The sequence below is a fragment of the Streptomyces sp. NBC_01390 genome, from assembly GCF_045040105.1.
Lineage (GTDB): Bacteria > Actinomycetota > Actinomycetes > Streptomycetales > Streptomycetaceae > Streptomyces.
Map to the genome: position 1 here is coordinate 6458750 of NZ_CP109551.1, position 14721 is coordinate 6473470.

Sequence of the window (14721 nt, forward strand, 5' to 3'; positions counted from 1 at the left end):
CTCAGTGTCCGGTCTTCGGGTTGTACGTCGCGGACTTCACGGGCATCTCGACGGTGATCGGCGAGGTTTTGGCAAAGTGCAGCTGGACGGCGACCTTGTCGCCCTCTCGCGGTTTGCGCTTGAGCTGCTCGAACATCAGATGGTCGCCGCCGCTCTGCAGGACGAGTTCGCCGTGGGCCGGGATGTCGAGGCGCTCGGCCTCCTCCATGGTCTGCCCGACGGTCTTGTGCACGGTGACGTCGCCCGCGATGTCGCTGGTGACGTGGGTGAGCACGTCACCGGCTGCGCCCTTGTTGGTGATGACGAGGAACCCGGCCGCCATGGAGTCCGAGACCGGCTGGGGCATGTAGGCGGAGCCGACGGAGAGGCCGGCGTCGGCTGAGGAGTCCCCGGAGTCCGAACTCCCGCACGCGGTGAGGGCGAGCGCCCCGGTGAGCACGGTGGCCGTCGCGACGGCGATCTGCCGGACGCGCCTCACGGGTTCTGCCCCTTGATGATCTTGGGGAGGTCCTTGGTGTAGTCGTCGACGGTGGCGTCCTCGCCGTACAGCACGTAACCGCCGTCGGTCTTCGGGGAGAACGCGATGACCTGGGTGCCGTGCATCGAGATCGTCTTGCCGTTCTTGTCCTTCGACGTCGGCTCGATGGAGATGCCGAGGGTGCGGGCGCCCGCCTGGATGGTGGCGAAGTCCCCGGTCAGACCGACGACCTGGGGGTCGATGCCCTTGAGCCACTTGCCGAGCGCGGCCGGGGTGTCCCGCTTCGGGTCGGTGGTGACGAACACGATGCGGAGCTTGTCCTGGTCGGCCCTGGACAGCTGCTTCTTGGCGACGGCGATGTTGCTCATCGTCAGCGGGCAGACGTCGGGGCAGTTGGTGTAGCCGAAGTAGATGAGCGTGGGCCGGCCCTTGGTCTCCGCGCGGAGGTCGTACTTCTTGCCCTGGGTGTCGGTGAGGACGAGGTCGGGCTTCTCGAACGGCTGGTCGAGGATTGTGGCCGCCTTGTCCGAGCCGGCCTCGACGGAGACATCGGCGACGGACTGGTCGGAGTCGTCACCGCTGCCGCAGGCGGAGAGGGTCAGGGTGGCCGCGACGAGCAGGGCGGATGCGGCGAACAGCTTCTTGCGCATAAGGCGATGTCCTGGAGGTGGTGTTCGTGGGAGGTGCGATGTGCACCCAGTGGGTGCACCGGACGACCGGGGGCGTACGGGACAACCGCACGCCCCCGGCGCGCACCGGAGGTGAGCGCGGGTCAGACGGTGGTGCGACGACGGCCGGCCAGCACACCGAACGCCACGCCGGCGACCCCGACGACGATGCCCACGACGCCCAGCACGCGCGCGGTGGTGTCGCTGCTGTCGGCGGGCTCGGCGACCGTGGTCGTGGTCTTCGCGGCGGCCTGTTCTGCGGGCTCCTCGGCGGTGGAGGCGCCGCCGTGGTGGCCCTCGGTGGCGGCGGACAGCGCCAGCACCGGAGCGGGGTTGTCGGGCTCCTCGGCGCCGTCCTCCTGGACCTCGATCCACCGGACGACCTCCTTGTCGGAGTACGTCTGGAGCGCCTTGAAGACGAGCTCGTCGGTGTCCTCGGGCAGTTGGCCGAGGGAGAGCGGGAACTTCTGGAAGAAGCCGGGCTCGACGCCCTTTCCGGTGGCGGTCCAGGTGACCTTGGAGACGGCCTCGGAGATCTTCTCGCCGTGCATCTCAAGGGGCTTGGCCAGCTTGGACGTGGTGACCTTGACGGTCCAGCCGTCGACCGGCTGCGGCATCACCGAGGCGAGCGGGTGGTCGGTCGGGAAGCTGACCTCCAGCTTGGTGGTCGAGGCGTTGTCGCGCTCGTTCGGCACCTTGAAGTTGACGGTCGCGTAGCCGCCCTTGGCGGCGGCGCCCTCGGCCGAGACGCTGACGTGCGCGAAGGCGGGGCCGGACAGGACGAGGACGCTGGCACCGGCGAGGGCGCCGGCGACGGCGATACGGGAAACCTTCATGACGGAAGGCGCTCCACTTCGAGTGAGGTCCGACGTGCCGGGGAGTCCGGCGGGTCGGAGAGGAAGAGGGAGGCGCGTGCGAAACGGTGCACACACGCGCGTGCCGCACGACGGCGGCCCTCTCTCCGGCCCTCGGACCCTCGGATCAAAAGACCCTGGGAACCCGACGGGGAGCGGTCGCGTCGTGTCAGGCGGCGAGCACGAGCGAGGAGGCCGGCGGACCGCGCCGGATCACCGTGTGCTGGAGCGCGGTGGCGGACGGCCGCAGGGATACGAGGGTCCACGCGCGCGGTGCGTGCGACGCCGTACCGGGCGTACCCGGAAGGCCCGTGCGAAGTGCGCGCGCCAGCGCGAGCGCCCCGCGCAGGGACCGTACGAGCGCCCCCTCGGCCACTCCGTGCGCCGACAGCCGCATCAGCCGCAGCAGAGCCAGGTCTCCGTGGCGCAGCAGCCAGCCGGTGGCGACAGCCGCGAGGACGTGACCGAGCAGCATCGGCAGCGTCGGCAGCAGCGCGGAGACGGACCCGGCGGCCCCGGTGGACCCGAGGGCGTCCGTGGTGTGGCCCATGGACCCCATGTCCATGCCCGCCACGCCACCGGTACCCGCTCCCGTACCACCGCCCGTACTGATCCGCGCGTCGGCGAGGATCCGCTGGGCCTGGGCCGGGCTGATCGCCGCGAGCGGCACGCCGCACAGCAGCCGGGCGGCCCGTGCGACCAGGGTGGTGTCTGCCGTGGCGGCCGGGGAGGCCGACGCCGCGGACGTCATGTGCTGCCCCAGCCCGAACAGGGTGTGCAGGACGGTCTGGCCGAGGGCCAGCAGGACGACGATGCCCGGCAGCGAGCGGGTCCGTCCGGCGAGGGGTGCCGCGCACGCGAGGACCCCGAGGAAACCGGCGAAGAGGCTCCACAGCGGAACGGAGGCACAGGAGGCGAAGGCGTGACCGGCCCCGGCCAGCACGACACAGACCGCGGAGAACACCGCGGCCCTCAGCATCCGGAGAGTGCTTCCGGAGGGCGCTGTGCGCCGGCGGCGGGCAGTCATGGCGGGCTCATCATCGCACTGGCCCCACGGCACCCGTACGGCAGGTCCACAAGGTGGAGTACAGCCGGATACCGCCAGGTAAAACCGAGTACAACCGGAAGACCGCTTCTGTCAGTTGATGCACTACATACACCGATTGCAGACCTCGGCGCATCCCCCGTATGGGCGGCATCACGTCAACTGCGTGCTTACACACCGCCACTCGCGGCAATACGTACAGGTATGTCGAGCCGCGGCCTGGAGGCTGGAGCATGAGCATCTGGTGGTCACTCCATCTTCGACGTGAGGCGGCGAGCGTTCCGCTCGCCAGACGCCTGCTGCTGGGCACCATGGAGACGGCGGGCGTGGATCCCGACATCTGCTACGACCTCTCCGTCGCGCTCAGCGAGGCCTGCGCGAACGCCGTCGAACACGGCGGGGACACCGGGTACGGCGACTCCCGCGGGGCCTATCACGTCACCGCGTACCTCGACGGGGAGAAGTGCCGCATCGAGGTCACCGACTCGGGTCCCGGCTTCCCGGCGACCTCGGCGGTTCCGGCGCTCCAGGAGGCCCCGCGCCGGCCGGTACCCGTGGCCGCCGTCCCGTACGACGCGGAGAACGGCCGGGGTCTGTCGCTGATCGAGGAACTCGCCGATCACGTCACCATCGGCAACAAGCCGGGCCGGGGCGGCGCGGTGGTCAGCTTCGACAAGATCCTCAAGTGGCAGAAGGGCGCGCCGCTGATGGCGGTGTGATCCCGTGGTCCCAACCTCTGCCGGAAACGGTCTGGGCGGGGCGCCCGTCCGCCTGCATACTTGCCGGATGGGGGAGTCGACGCAGATCGCGGCCGGTCGCCGCCGTTGACGGGACATGGGTGACCGCCGACCGTCCAGGGGTGCCGGACGTGTGTCGCTCCGCGTCTTCACGGCTGTGTCGCGGTCGCCGGATTCCCCTGTACCCGAGTGGCACGAAACGTACGGACGGGAGCGGAGCCCTGACGGCTCCGACGGGCACTGGCCGGTGGCGACGGACCGATCGCGAGGCACCCGGAAATGCGCGGGACACGAGGTGTCGAGTCGGCGCATCACTCATCGGGGCGCCGACTGCGGACGAGCAGGACGCCGGCCGCGAGTGACAGGGGGACTGCCAGTGCCGCGAACGGTGAGCGCCGCGGACGGCCGGCGGCTGTCGGTGGAACAGCGAGGGCACCCCGACGGCAGACCGGTCTTCCTGCTGCACGGCACTCCGGGCAGTCGACTGGGACCCGCGCCCCGTCCGTCGCTCCTGTATCGGATGGGTGTTCGCCTCATCACCTTCGACCGGCCGGGATACGGGGACTCGGACCGGATGCCCGGCCGCACGGTGAGTGCCGCGGCGGACGACGTCAGGGCCATTGCCGACGCCCTGGGGCTCGGCCGCTTCGCGGTCGTCGGCCGCTCAGGGGGCGCTCCGCACGCGTTGGCCTGCGCGGCGTTGCTGCCGGAGCGTACGACGCGGGCGGCGGCCCTGGTCGGACTCGCCCCGCAGGACGCTCCCGATCTCGACTGGTTCGAAGGCATGATCGATTCGAACGTGAGGGAGTACCTCAACGCGGCGATCAGCAGGCATCGCGTGACCGCGGCATTGGGGCGTCGCTCGATGTCGATCCTCGCCGACCCGGCCGCCACCATCGACGAGATGCGCGCCGAACTGCCCGAGTCCGACCGCCGGATCGTCGCGGACGCCGGGATTCAGGACATGCTGGAGCGGAACTTCACCGAGGGGCTGCGCACCTCGGCAGACGGCTGGGTGGACGACGTGATGGCGTTCAGCACCGGGTGGGGATTCGAGGTGGCCGGGATCACCACGCCGGTGCTGCTCTGGCACGGGGAGGACGACATTTTCGCACCGGTCGAGCACACCCGTTGGCTGGGCCGGAACATTCCGGGCGCCCGGGTCTATGTCGAGCCGGGCGCCGCCCACTTCGGCGCACTGCGGGTGATGACCCGGGTCATCAGCGAGGTGGTCCGGGGCGACCCGGAAGAGGGCCGCGACCGCGTCGTCAGAGCTGTTGTGGCTCCAGATCCCGGGTGACCCGGTGCCAGGAACGGACCGACTCGGTGACATGGTGCAGTTCACCGAGGTGCACCACCAGTTGCGCCTCCGCCTCCTCCCGCAGCCGGGCCGCCTCCGCCTGCCGTCCCGAGTCCCGCAGGGTGATGGCCAGGTTGGCCATGCTGACCAGGGTGTCCGGATGGCCGGCTCCGAACCGCTCACGCAGTCCCTCCACGGCCATCCGTTCCAGGTGCTCGGCCGCCTCGTAGCGGCCCAGGTCGCCGTGGACGTTGGCGAGGTTGATCCCGGCGCACAGTGTGGCCGGATGGGTCTCGCCCAAGGCGTTGATGAGGGCCGCGTGGGCCTGCGCGCTGAGTTGGGCCGCCTTGTCCAGGTCGCCCAGGCCCCGTTGGTAGATGGCTAGATTGTTGATGCACTGCATGGTGAAGGGATGCTCCACGCCGAAGGATTCCTGGTATCCCTCCAGCACCTCGGAGAGCAGCGCGACAGCTCGTTCGGCGCCCCGGCGGTCGGGGTCGTTGGCGAAGAGGTCCGCGGCGAGGTTGAGGCCGCAGGCCAGTGCGTCGGGGATGGTGCTGCCGTACCGGTCGCGGTAGCGCGCGTACGTCTCCCACGTCGCCTCGCTGGTCCGTAGCGCCTCGGTCAGGTTGCCGGCCTTGCGCAGGGAGACCGCGAGACTCTTGTCGACCTGGAGCACCTGCGGCACATAGAGGTTGAGGATCTGCTCGAAGCCCTCGCGCGCCTCGCGCAGGATCTGGACCGACGCCTTGTAGTCGCCCAGTTCCCGCAGGTCGCGGGCATAGTGGGCCTTGGTGGTCAGGGTGTACGGGTGGAGCGGCCCGAGGAGCACGGTGCGGCGCCGGACGGTGTCGTCGTCGAGCCGGCGGGCGGCCTCGCTGTCACCGGCGAGCCGGTGGTCGATGGCGAGGTTGTTGGCGGAGATCAGAGTGCGCCGGTGGTCTTCGCCGAAGGTCTGCCGGAACCCGTTGTAGACCCGGAGGTCCAGTTCGAGCGCCTCCTTGAAGCGGCCCAGCGCGCGCAGGTCGGCGGCCAGGCTTCCGGAGGTGATGAGGAGGCTGGGGTGTCCCTCGTAGAGCAGCTCCCGCTGCCGGGCGAGGGTGCTCTCGTCCATCGACCAGGCGTCCTGGTACTCGCCCTGTAACCGCAAGGTGTTGGCGAGTTCGAATCGCAGGTTGAGGATCTGCTCGTCGTTGGCGTCCGGGAACTCGGTGGTCCAGAACTCGTTGAGCTGGGTGCCCAGCAGACGGGCGGCGTGCAGGTCGCCGCGCTTCGACAGGTAGCGCACTCGGTCGACCATCAGCTGCCGGGGTTCCTCCTCCGAGCACTCACGGACGTTGGAGGGGACCAGATGCGGCCAGATCGCCTCGAACTTGGGCCACTCGGTGGGGTCGTCCACGGCGTCCTCGGTGTCCTTGGCGGGCCGGGCCGTCGCCAGGATCCGGTGCACCTCGTGGACCGTGTCCTCGTGCTTCTGCGCGTCCAGACTCTCCCGGACCGCGGCCTGTACCAGCCGGTGCACCTGGATGGTGTTGTCGGTGGCGTCGACCTTGGCCAGGGCGAAACGGTTCAGTGCCTGGGTGACCTTGCCCAGCATGTAGCGGGCGCGCAGATCCGGGTCGTGCGGGAGCAGCGCCCTGATCATCGCGTCGCTGCTGATCAGGTTCATGGAGATGGGCTCCGCCGCGAAGAAGCTGCACAGTTCGAGCAGCCGGGCCGCGGCCGGAGACTCGTCGCGCAGACGGGCGATGGAGATGTTCCAGGTCGCGCCCACGGAAGAGGGGTACTCCACCGCGCCCGCGGCCGCCGGGACCGACAGCACCTGGGTGGACTGCTCCCGCAGTTGTTCGACGTACTCCCGCACAGGTGTGGCCGTCGCCTCCAGCCAGGCAGCCGCGACCTCGATGGCGAGCGGCAGGTCACCGACCGCGTCGGCGACCTCGCCCGCGTCCCCGGTGCTCAGTCCGGGCACGCGGCGGCACAGGTGCTCGACGCTCTCCTCCCGGGTGAAGACCTCCACCTCCACCGACTGGACCCGGGTCGAGGCGGGCTTGGCCCGGCAGGTGACCAGGAGGTGGCCGTAGACGCTGTCCGCGACGGGGGCGGTTTGCTCGGGAAAGTTCTCCAGGATCCGGTCCAGGTCCTCGACGTTGTCGAAGATCAGCAGCCAGCGCGCGTACGGCGCCGCGTCCCGGAGAGCCTGGACCGCCTCCCAGGCCGAATCGGCGACGTCGTCACCGACGTTGAGGTCGAGCCGGCGGGCCAGGTCGGCGAGCTTGGGGGCGACCAGGTCCGGTTGCTCGGCGTCGATCCACCACACCAGGTCGTAGTCCGCCTTGAAACGGTGGGCGTACTCACGGACCAGCTGGGTCTTGCCCACTCCGCCGAGACCGTGCAGCACCTGCGGCAGCCGCTGCCCGGAGACGCTGCTGACGAGTTGCCGCCGAAGGGTGTCCAGGATCGGGGCGCGGCCGGTGAACCAGGGATAGCGAGGCTGGATGTTGGACACGGGCGTGCCGGTGTTGGGGTAGCGCACCTGTCCACGGGTGTGTGAGGCCGACGCGACAGCCTCGGGCCGGTCCAGACCGGTCAAAAGCACCCGCCTGGCCGTACCTTCGTCCAGCCTGACCAGGTCGATCACCCCTCTGCCGGCGTAAGGCAGGCCGAGTTGTACGTCGCCCACCCGCACCGACACCGCCTTGGCGGTTTCCTCCGTGCCGCCCGAGTGCGCGGCGGTCTCCCAGGTGGCCCTGGCCCGGCGGGAGTTGTCGAAGGCCGGGGAGACCACGGCGAGCACCTGGTGCTTACGGCCCGACACCGCCTCGGCGCCGAGCTCGGTGGCCGTCATCGACCGGACGTCCCTGGACTCCACCTCGAAACCGGCGTCGCGCAGCACCGCCTCCAGCCAGTCGACCCACATCCGGTCCTCGGAGACGTAGTAGAGCAGCAGTTTGGACGCGGGTACCGGGCGGCGCCGGGTGTAGACGGCGAGAGACTCGCCGCGTTTCAGGTCGTCGATGGGCGGCAGCGTGGTGACCCGGCCCTCGGTGATGACGGAGGTGAGCCGTTCGCATGCGGCGAGCAGGGAACTGGCCACCCTGGGCGGGGGGTCTCCGAAGGCGGCGAGGATCTCCTCGTAGGCGTAGTAGGGGCGGTACGGGATCTCCACCGAGCCCCAGTATTCGACCATTTGCTCGGTGTCCATGTCGCTGGGCAGGCCGGCGAAGCGCTCCCGGGCCAGCGCGCGCCCGGCGTCGACCTTGTCCTTCTCGCCGTCGTCGATACGCATGGCGACCGGCAGGATGCGGATGCCCTTGCTGCCGTACCGGTCCTCGATGTCCTTGGCGACACCGGCAGCGCCTTCGATGCTCTGGTCGCTCAGGGTGTAGCAGACAACGAGGGTGCTCGGCATCTGGACGGTGCAGATGTCGGCCAGGTCGCTCAGACCGGTGCGGCTGTCGATCAGGGTGTAGTCGTAGTAGCGCTGCATGTCGGCGCGCATGGCGTCGAAGAACTGGCCGCCACCGTAACTGGTGTAGAAGCGGTCCCAGTCCATGTTGCCGACGATCGGGTAGTCGCGGTGCCGCATGCCCGCGGAGAGGAAGTCGAGGCTGCCGGGTTCGGGGAAGGACCAGTCGAGGGAGATGGCGTGCGGCCTGACCCGGGCGTAGTGGCGGTGCCAGTCCGGCTCCCGGTCGGGCAGATCGCGCAGCGCCTCCCGGCGGTACTCGTCGATGATGTTGATCAGGCCCGGGGTCGCCCGGAGCAGAGCGGGTTTCAGAAACGGGTGGAAGAACCTGTGCAGCCCCGGAGCTTCGAGGTCCCAGTCGATGGTGAGCACTCGATGGCCGTTCGCGGCCAGGATCCAGGCCACGTTCGCCAGTGCCATGGTCCGGCCGGTGCCACCCTTGTATGAATAGAACGTGATCACAGTGCCGTTGCGGTTCTCGGTCATCGGAAACCCTCCGCTTCGTCGGCCGTGCTCTTCCTGCGTTCGGTTCGTGCCGGGGGGGCCGAAGGACCGGGCCCGGGTGTCCTCGGGCCCGCGCCTAGCCGGGATACGCCGGCCCTCCCAGCCGTGGGCGTTGGATCGCCGGCCCCTCCGGCGGGTAGGTCCTCGCGTGGGTCTCGTAGTGGGTGACGGACAGTCCGACGGCCTTCTGCAGATCGGCGCCGAAGGCGTCGAGGGAGCGGATGCCGTCACGGGGCGACCGGTGGCCCGCGTTCTCGTAACGACGGGGCGCCAGGATCTGCTCGGTGAGCTGCTGCAACTGCCGCTCGCGCTCGTGCGGCAGGACGTCGCCCGAGTACTGCGGCACCATCACGCTGATCCAGGGACGTTTTCGGTCGCACAGCCGTCTCATCAGCTCCTGGCCTCGTGGAGTGTCCAGCGCCCAGCGGTCCAGCAGCAGCAGGCCCGGCGTTCTCGGCGACTCCTCGCTCAGCAACTGGTCGGCGTCGCTCTCGAAATCGCCGATGCTGACCCGGTAGTTCATGGTCCGGACGAGGTCGGCGGCATGCTCGCTCAGGGGGCGGGTCGACACCGGATGATAGGGGTTCCACTCCTGGGGCGTCTCCCCGTAGTAGTCCGCCACACGGCCGTTGGGCAGGTTGCTGCGGGAGCAGGCGAGTACCGAGATGTCGAACTCCGCCGGATGCCCGCCCGATCCGAACGCGCTCGGCAGCGACTCGTACTGCTTGTAGACCTGGCCTTCCTCCAACTGCGTTGTCTGCGCGGCCCGGACAATGCGCTGCGCGAGTCGGTAGACCGCCTTCTGGTAGTCGTACTTGAGGTAGTTGAGCTTGGTCAGCCCGTAGAAGCCCTCGGCCGCGTAGTCGTTGCCGAAGTCCGCGTGGTTGAACTGCAGGTCCTGTGCCGCCCGCGGTAGTTGTGCCGGTTCGACCGGCACCCATAACGCCGGGATGATTCCGCCCTCGCCGTTCTCGCCGTGGTGCGCCCGGTGGTTGATCTGCCGTTGGGAGAACGCCCACCACTCCCTGCCGCACTGCTCGCTGAGAAAGTAGCGGGGTGAATAGAGCGGGACGAAGACCTGGCAGCGCGCCAGGTTCTCGGAGAGCTCGTCGGTCCACTTGGTGCCGACCGCCATGCCCTGGTCCAGGAAGCCGGCCTTGGCGCCGGGCCGCAGCGAGGTCATCTGCATGATGTCCGCGCACAGACCGTCGTAGAGCTTCTTCACCCAGGCGTTGGGATCCGCGTCACTGAAACTGTTCTTCGGAGTGTGCGCGTAACTGAGGAAGAAATAAGGGCGTTCACCCTTAGTGCTGTTCGCGTCACCACGCACGCATGCCCCCCGGAGTGTGCCGCGACCGGATGCCCAGTGTAGGAAGTGCTCCTCCCGCGCGGAAGCAGGCCGAACGGCACCGTATTGACGGTTCGCGCCGCGCGCGCGTCGGTTCAGGCCCGTTTCACCGCGACGCCGCGCGCCCGCACCGCCTCCCGCAGCCCCGCGACGAACCGCGCGCCGACCGGAGTGAGCGTGCCGGAGGCCGCCAGACAGGCGACCGCCCCGGTCGCGTGGTCCAGCTGCCGCCGGAGCGAGGCGTCCGCGGTTCGGGCCTCCTCGCCCGTCGTACCGCGCCGCCGGGCGTGCCAGAAGTCGATCACCGCGAGGTGTTCGTACGATTCCAGCAGCATGTCCCGCGCCGGGCGTGGGCCCAGTCCGCCGGGCAGGGTCAACAAGGCGTCACCGGACGGATCCTGAAACTCCATCAGGTCGAGCAGCGCGTTCATCCTCCCGTACTGGAACCCGCGTACGAGGAGAAGGGCCAGGCTTTCCGGTGCGGCCGGCCGGGCGATGCCCACCGCACCGAAGACGCCCCGGCTGACGGAGCCGCTGCCGTGCGGGTGCGGGAAGGCCGACAGCGGGGTGACGACGTCGAGCTCGGCGGTGATGCCGGGCACATAGGCGGGGAGCTCCCGCCGGATCCACTCCCAGGCGGCCTTCAGACCGGTGTACCACTCCTCGGCCTCGGACTCGGTCAGCCGGGAGTGTACCGGTTGGTCATGGCAGTCACGCCAGGGATCCGTGTCCTCCAGAGCGACCGCCCAGCCGTCCAGTTCGAATCGGCGGCGAGTGGACCACGCGGGGTCGTCGACGCCTTTCCACTCCATCCGGTACGTCCTGCGGCCGGCCTCGACGGTGAAGCCGTCTGCATCGCCGGACACATGGGCCTCGGTCGCGTCGCCGACCGCGAGCGTGCCCAGGGTCGGCAGCCTCAGTACCCCGTCGGCGACCGGTACGGCGACCGTGGCCGGTTGTCCGGCCCGGAGCGCCGCGACCGCGGCGATCTCGGCCACCCCGCGCATCGCGGCCCGCGTCTGTGTCCCCGCTGGTGTCCGTGTCCTGTCGCCGTCCAGGCAGTACAGCCCCCAGGGGCGTACGTAGGGGTGTGTCAGGACGGAGTCCACGACGTGCGGCGCGCTGCCGTCCAGGACGGCCAGCGTCTCCCAGGCCCGTGCCCCGCCGGCGTCGGGGTGGGCCTGTTGCCAGACCAGGGCCAGGAGCTCCCGGTTCAGGCCGAGCTGGTGACGCACCAGCAGATCCGCGACGGCGCCGCCACCGGCGCCGGCGGCCAGCTCGTCGAGGTGGGCGGCATCGAGAACAGGGGCGGGCTCGGCTGCCCCGGTGGTGGCCGACGTCGTCTGGCCGGCCCGGTCGCGGTCCCGGATTCCGACGATGAGGCCTTCAAGATCACCGCAGTACACGGACGGGTTGTCGAACTCGTTGTCGACGCGGTACCGGTGGGCGTACAGACCGCCGCCGCAGGACTGCACGACCGGGCAGCTGCGGCAGGTCGCGCAGAGCCCCTCCAGTCCCTGCTGGCGGGCGACCACACCCGGGTGCGCGGCCACGTCGTCGAGCGTGTTGTGGAATACGTCCATGCCGGTGGCGGGCGCGCCGTCGTACGACGTCTTCAACGAGTCCGCCTGTTCGAAGGTCCCGTCGGTCTCGATCACCGCCAGGTCCGCGGGGGCCAGCCCCAGCGATTCGGTCAGGCTGCTCTCGCCGCGCAGGGTGCGCAGCACCGAGTCGAAGATCCGTACGTCCATCGGTCTGCCGTCCGCGTCCCAGTGGTCGTGGACGGTCAGCAGCCAGTCCGCGTAGGGGGTGGCGGACGTGTCGCCGGGCAGCCGCGGCGGGGGGTCCTCCCACGTCGAGTGGGGCAGGAGGAAATCGATGCGGGGGGGCTTCAGGGCGGCCAGGGCGTCGTACACGGCGACCGGATCGTTGCGCAGGTCGATGGTGCAGAGGATGCCCGCGAAGAGGTGCTGGTAGCGGGGCCGACTGAGCAGGGACACGGCGCGCAGGACCTTGTCGTGACTGCTGCGGCCGTTGCGGTAGAGGCGGTGCAGATCATTGGCGGCCTTGTCGCCGTCCAGGGAGATGCCGACCTTGATGTCGAGTTCCGCGAAGAGGTCACAGAACCTCTGGTCGAGCGTTACCCCGTTGGTGTGGATGCGCAGGTCGAGCTCGCACACACCGTCCAGGGCCGTCCGTAACGCCTCGGCCGTCCTGCGCAGGCGTGCGCGGCCGGCAAGCAGCGGTTCCCCGCCGTGCAGCACGACGGAAACGGCGTCCAACCGGTGGGCGGAGGCATGCTCGGAGATGCGCCGGGCGGTGACTTCCAGGACTTCGTCGGAAATCACCGCCGGCCTGCCGCGCCAGCTTTTGTCAGCCTTCTCGTACACGTAGCAGTGATCGCAAGCGAGGTCACAGCGACTGTGCACCTTCAGAACGAACTGACTGAGCGGTTGTGGCGTGCGGCCCATGAGAGTGCTGTCGGTCCTTGTCTCCGTGTCACACGCTGGACTGGAAGGCTCCGGCCGTGACCCTGCTCGGTCCCCGCTGGACGCCACCGTTCGACACGGCCCGGGTGAGTGCGGGCGACTCGGCGCGGGCACGAGCCAGTGTCACGAGGGGCACCCGCTCCGGGCCGACCACGCCCGCCGTCTTCCCTGGTTCTTCGGCCGCGGTGTCAAAGGAGGCGTTCATGGGAACCTCTTCATAAGTCCGTGGGTCCACAAAGGGGCCCAAAGTGGGCAAACCTCCACCAGTGACTCACGTGCACCCGATTAATTCGCGTCGACTCGCGTTTCATCGCTCGTTTCGGCGACGTGATGCCGAAACGAAGTTCTTCCTGCGAGCTTCCACTTGGCCGACGTTGCGGACCATCAGGTGTCCCGCCAGCCAGTGGTCGAGAGCGGCAGCGTACAGGCGTGCGCGCAGTGCTACCAGCGGTTCGGTGAACACCAACTGGCTTTAAACATAGGCGAATTGGATCATCCGATCGTCGCTCATGTCGTCATCGTGCGGCCTCGGTCAGCAAGACCGGCAGGCGGGGTGCGGTGGCACCCTCGCGAAACACCGCAGGCCAGCGGGGAGTGACCGTCCTTTCCGGCCTGGATTCCTTTGTCAAGATTTTACTCAAGGCGTATTCGGGCCGGCCTTCGAAGCCCCGGCGCTCCCCGCTGTCCCGACCAGGCTTTCTACGTCCAGCGAGTGGGTGCGTGTTGCACGCGACCGCCTTGTCCGGGGCCGCCGCGGTGCGAGTCCGCGTCCCCCTTCACCCGAACGTGGGCACCCGAAAGTGGACGTTCAGTTTTCTTGGCATTCACAGACGGCTCTCAGCACGCGCCCACGTTCCTGACGGACGCCGTCCCTAATTTCCTGCTCATGACGGGAATCCACAAGGACACTTCGATCAGCCGGCGCCGCGCCCTCGCGGTGACCGGAGGTACGGTCGTCGCCGGCGGACTCGTGGTCGCGGGCTACCAGTCGGCCTTCGCCGACGAGGCGACGACCACGGCCACCGCCGACGCCACGGCGTCCGCCACGGCGAGCCAGAGCAGCGGCACCTGCGTGCTCATGTCCAGCGTGACGGAGGGGCCGTACTACCTCGACAACGCGCTGGTGCGAAAGGACATCACCGAGGGCAAGTCCGGCGTCCCGCTGACGCTGCGCATCACCGTCCAGGACACCACCGAGTCCTGCGCCCCGGTCGCGGGCGCGGCCGTGGAGATCTGGCACTGCGACGCCTGGGGCTACTACTCCGGCTACACCACCGCCAACCCCGGCGGCTCGGCCCCCGCCGAGAGCGAGGACGGTTCCACCGCGAACGACAACACCTATCTGCGCGGCTACCAGATCGCCAACGCCAACGGGGTCGTCAAGTTCGAGACGATCTTCCCGGGCTGGTACACGCCGCGAACCTGCCACATCCACCTCAAGGTCCACACCGGCGGCCAGAAGGAGGACGGCACCTACGAGGGCGGCACGGTCAACTACACCGGCCAGCTGTTCTTCCCCGACGACGCGGCCCAGGAGATCTTCGCGCTGGAGCCCTACTCCCGGCACTCCGGCAGCTACACCACCCTCGACAACGACATGGTGTACGACGGTGGCGGCGCCTCCAGCGGTCTGCTCACCCTGGAGCCGGTCCACAAGAAGGACGTCTCCAAGGGCTACAAGGGCTTCATCACCCTGAGCATCGACCCGGACGCCGAGAACACCGGTGCGGGCAGCGGTGGCGGCGGTACGCCCCCGAGCGGTGAGCCCCCGACGGACGCTCCGACCGAAAGTGCCTCACCGTCCGCCACGGCCTCCTCGTAGGGTGCGT

General features: G+C 69.4%; 11 protein-coding genes. 3 read left to right on the plus strand and 8 right to left on the minus strand.

What is annotated here, in order from left to right; translation table 11 throughout:
- Position 1: 1 nt before the first annotated feature.
- From OG241_RS29040 to OG241_RS29055, 4 genes are all read right to left on the minus strand, one after another.
- On the minus strand, positions 2-478 hold the full coding sequence (locus OG241_RS29040) for a copper chaperone PCu(A)C (RefSeq protein ID WP_405819295.1): 477 nt from the start codon (positions 476-478) through the stop codon (positions 2-4).
- Positions 475-1128, minus strand: a complete 654-nt coding sequence (locus OG241_RS29045) for an SCO family protein (RefSeq protein WP_405819297.1) — start codon at positions 1126-1128, stop codon at positions 475-477. Before OG241_RS29045 ends, OG241_RS29040 begins: the two co-directional genes overlap by 4 nt.
- Before the next feature lie 122 nt (positions 1129-1250).
- Positions 1251-1982, minus strand: coding sequence for a YcnI family protein (locus OG241_RS29050; protein WP_405819299.1), 732 nt, complete (start codon positions 1980-1982; stop codon positions 1251-1253).
- 187 nt (positions 1983-2169) lie between these two features.
- A complete protein-coding gene (locus OG241_RS29055; protein ID WP_405819301.1) occupies positions 2170-3027 on the minus strand; it encodes a hypothetical protein in 858 nt (285 codons plus the stop codon).
- 251 nt (positions 3028-3278) lie between these two features.
- Between OG241_RS29055 and OG241_RS29060 the strand changes: the two genes are divergently transcribed.
- Complete coding sequence (locus tag OG241_RS29060; RefSeq protein ID WP_405819303.1) at positions 3279-3764, plus strand: ATP-binding protein; 486 nt, start codon at positions 3279-3281, stop codon at positions 3762-3764.
- 394 nt (positions 3765-4158) lie between these two features.
- The gene (locus OG241_RS29065; protein ID WP_405819304.1) at positions 4159-5082 is read left to right on the plus strand and encodes an alpha/beta fold hydrolase; all 924 of its coding nucleotides are present in this window, start codon (positions 4159-4161) and stop codon (positions 5080-5082) included.
- Here the strand turns inward: OG241_RS29065 and fxsT are convergent.
- The 4 genes from fxsT to OG241_RS29085 form a co-directional block, all read right to left on the minus strand.
- Positions 5051-9037, minus strand: coding sequence for an FxSxx-COOH system tetratricopeptide repeat protein (fxsT, locus tag OG241_RS29070; RefSeq protein ID WP_405819306.1), 3987 nt, complete (start codon positions 9035-9037; stop codon positions 5051-5053). The two genes, OG241_RS29065 and fxsT, sit on opposite strands and share 32 nt — an antisense overlap.
- Positions 9038-9131: 94 nt before the next feature.
- A complete protein-coding gene (locus OG241_RS29075; RefSeq protein ID WP_405819308.1) occupies positions 9132-10385 on the minus strand; it encodes a TIR-like protein FxsC in 1254 nt (417 codons plus the stop codon).
- Positions 10386-10498: 113 nt separating this feature from the next.
- Positions 10499-12874, minus strand: a complete 2376-nt coding sequence (locus tag OG241_RS29080) for an FxsB family cyclophane-forming radical SAM/SPASM peptide maturase (protein ID WP_405819310.1) — start codon at positions 12872-12874, stop codon at positions 10499-10501.
- A 28-nt stretch (positions 12875-12902) separates the two neighbouring features.
- Positions 12903-13097, minus strand: coding sequence for an FXSXX-COOH protein (locus OG241_RS29085; protein WP_405819312.1), 195 nt, complete (start codon positions 13095-13097; stop codon positions 12903-12905).
- 681 nt (positions 13098-13778) lie between these two features.
- Here OG241_RS29085 and OG241_RS29090 point away from each other — a divergent pair.
- Complete coding sequence (locus tag OG241_RS29090; RefSeq protein ID WP_405819314.1) at positions 13779-14714, plus strand: intradiol ring-cleavage dioxygenase; 936 nt, start codon at positions 13779-13781, stop codon at positions 14712-14714.
- Positions 14715-14721 lie beyond the last annotated feature (7 nt).

Coding starts and splice junctions, on each gene's coding strand:
- OG241_RS29045 (WP_405819297.1), bottom strand. CDS start 1,128: ATGCGCAAGAAGCTGTTCGCCGCATCCGCCCTGCTCGTCGCGGCCACC.
- OG241_RS29050 (WP_405819299.1), bottom strand. CDS start 1,982: ATGAAGGTTTCCCGTATCGCCGTCGCCGGCGCCCTCGCCGGTGCCAGC.
- OG241_RS29055 (WP_405819301.1), bottom strand. CDS start 3,027: ATGACTGCCCGCCGCCGGCGCACAGCGCCCTCCGGAAGCACTCTCCGG.
- OG241_RS29060 (WP_405819303.1), top strand. CDS start 3,279: ATGAGCATCTGGTGGTCACTCCATCTTCGACGTGAGGCGGCGAGCGTT.
- fxsT (WP_405819306.1), bottom strand. CDS start 9,037: ATGACCGAGAACCGCAACGGCACTGTGATCACGTTCTATTCATACAAG.
- OG241_RS29080 (WP_405819310.1), bottom strand. CDS start 12,874: ATGGGCCGCACGCCACAACCGCTCAGTCAGTTCGTTCTGAAGGTGCAC.
- OG241_RS29085 (WP_405819312.1), bottom strand. CDS start 13,097: ATGAACGCCTCCTTTGACACCGCGGCCGAAGAACCAGGGAAGACGGCG.
- OG241_RS29090 (WP_405819314.1), top strand. CDS start 13,779: ATGACGGGAATCCACAAGGACACTTCGATCAGCCGGCGCCGCGCCCTC.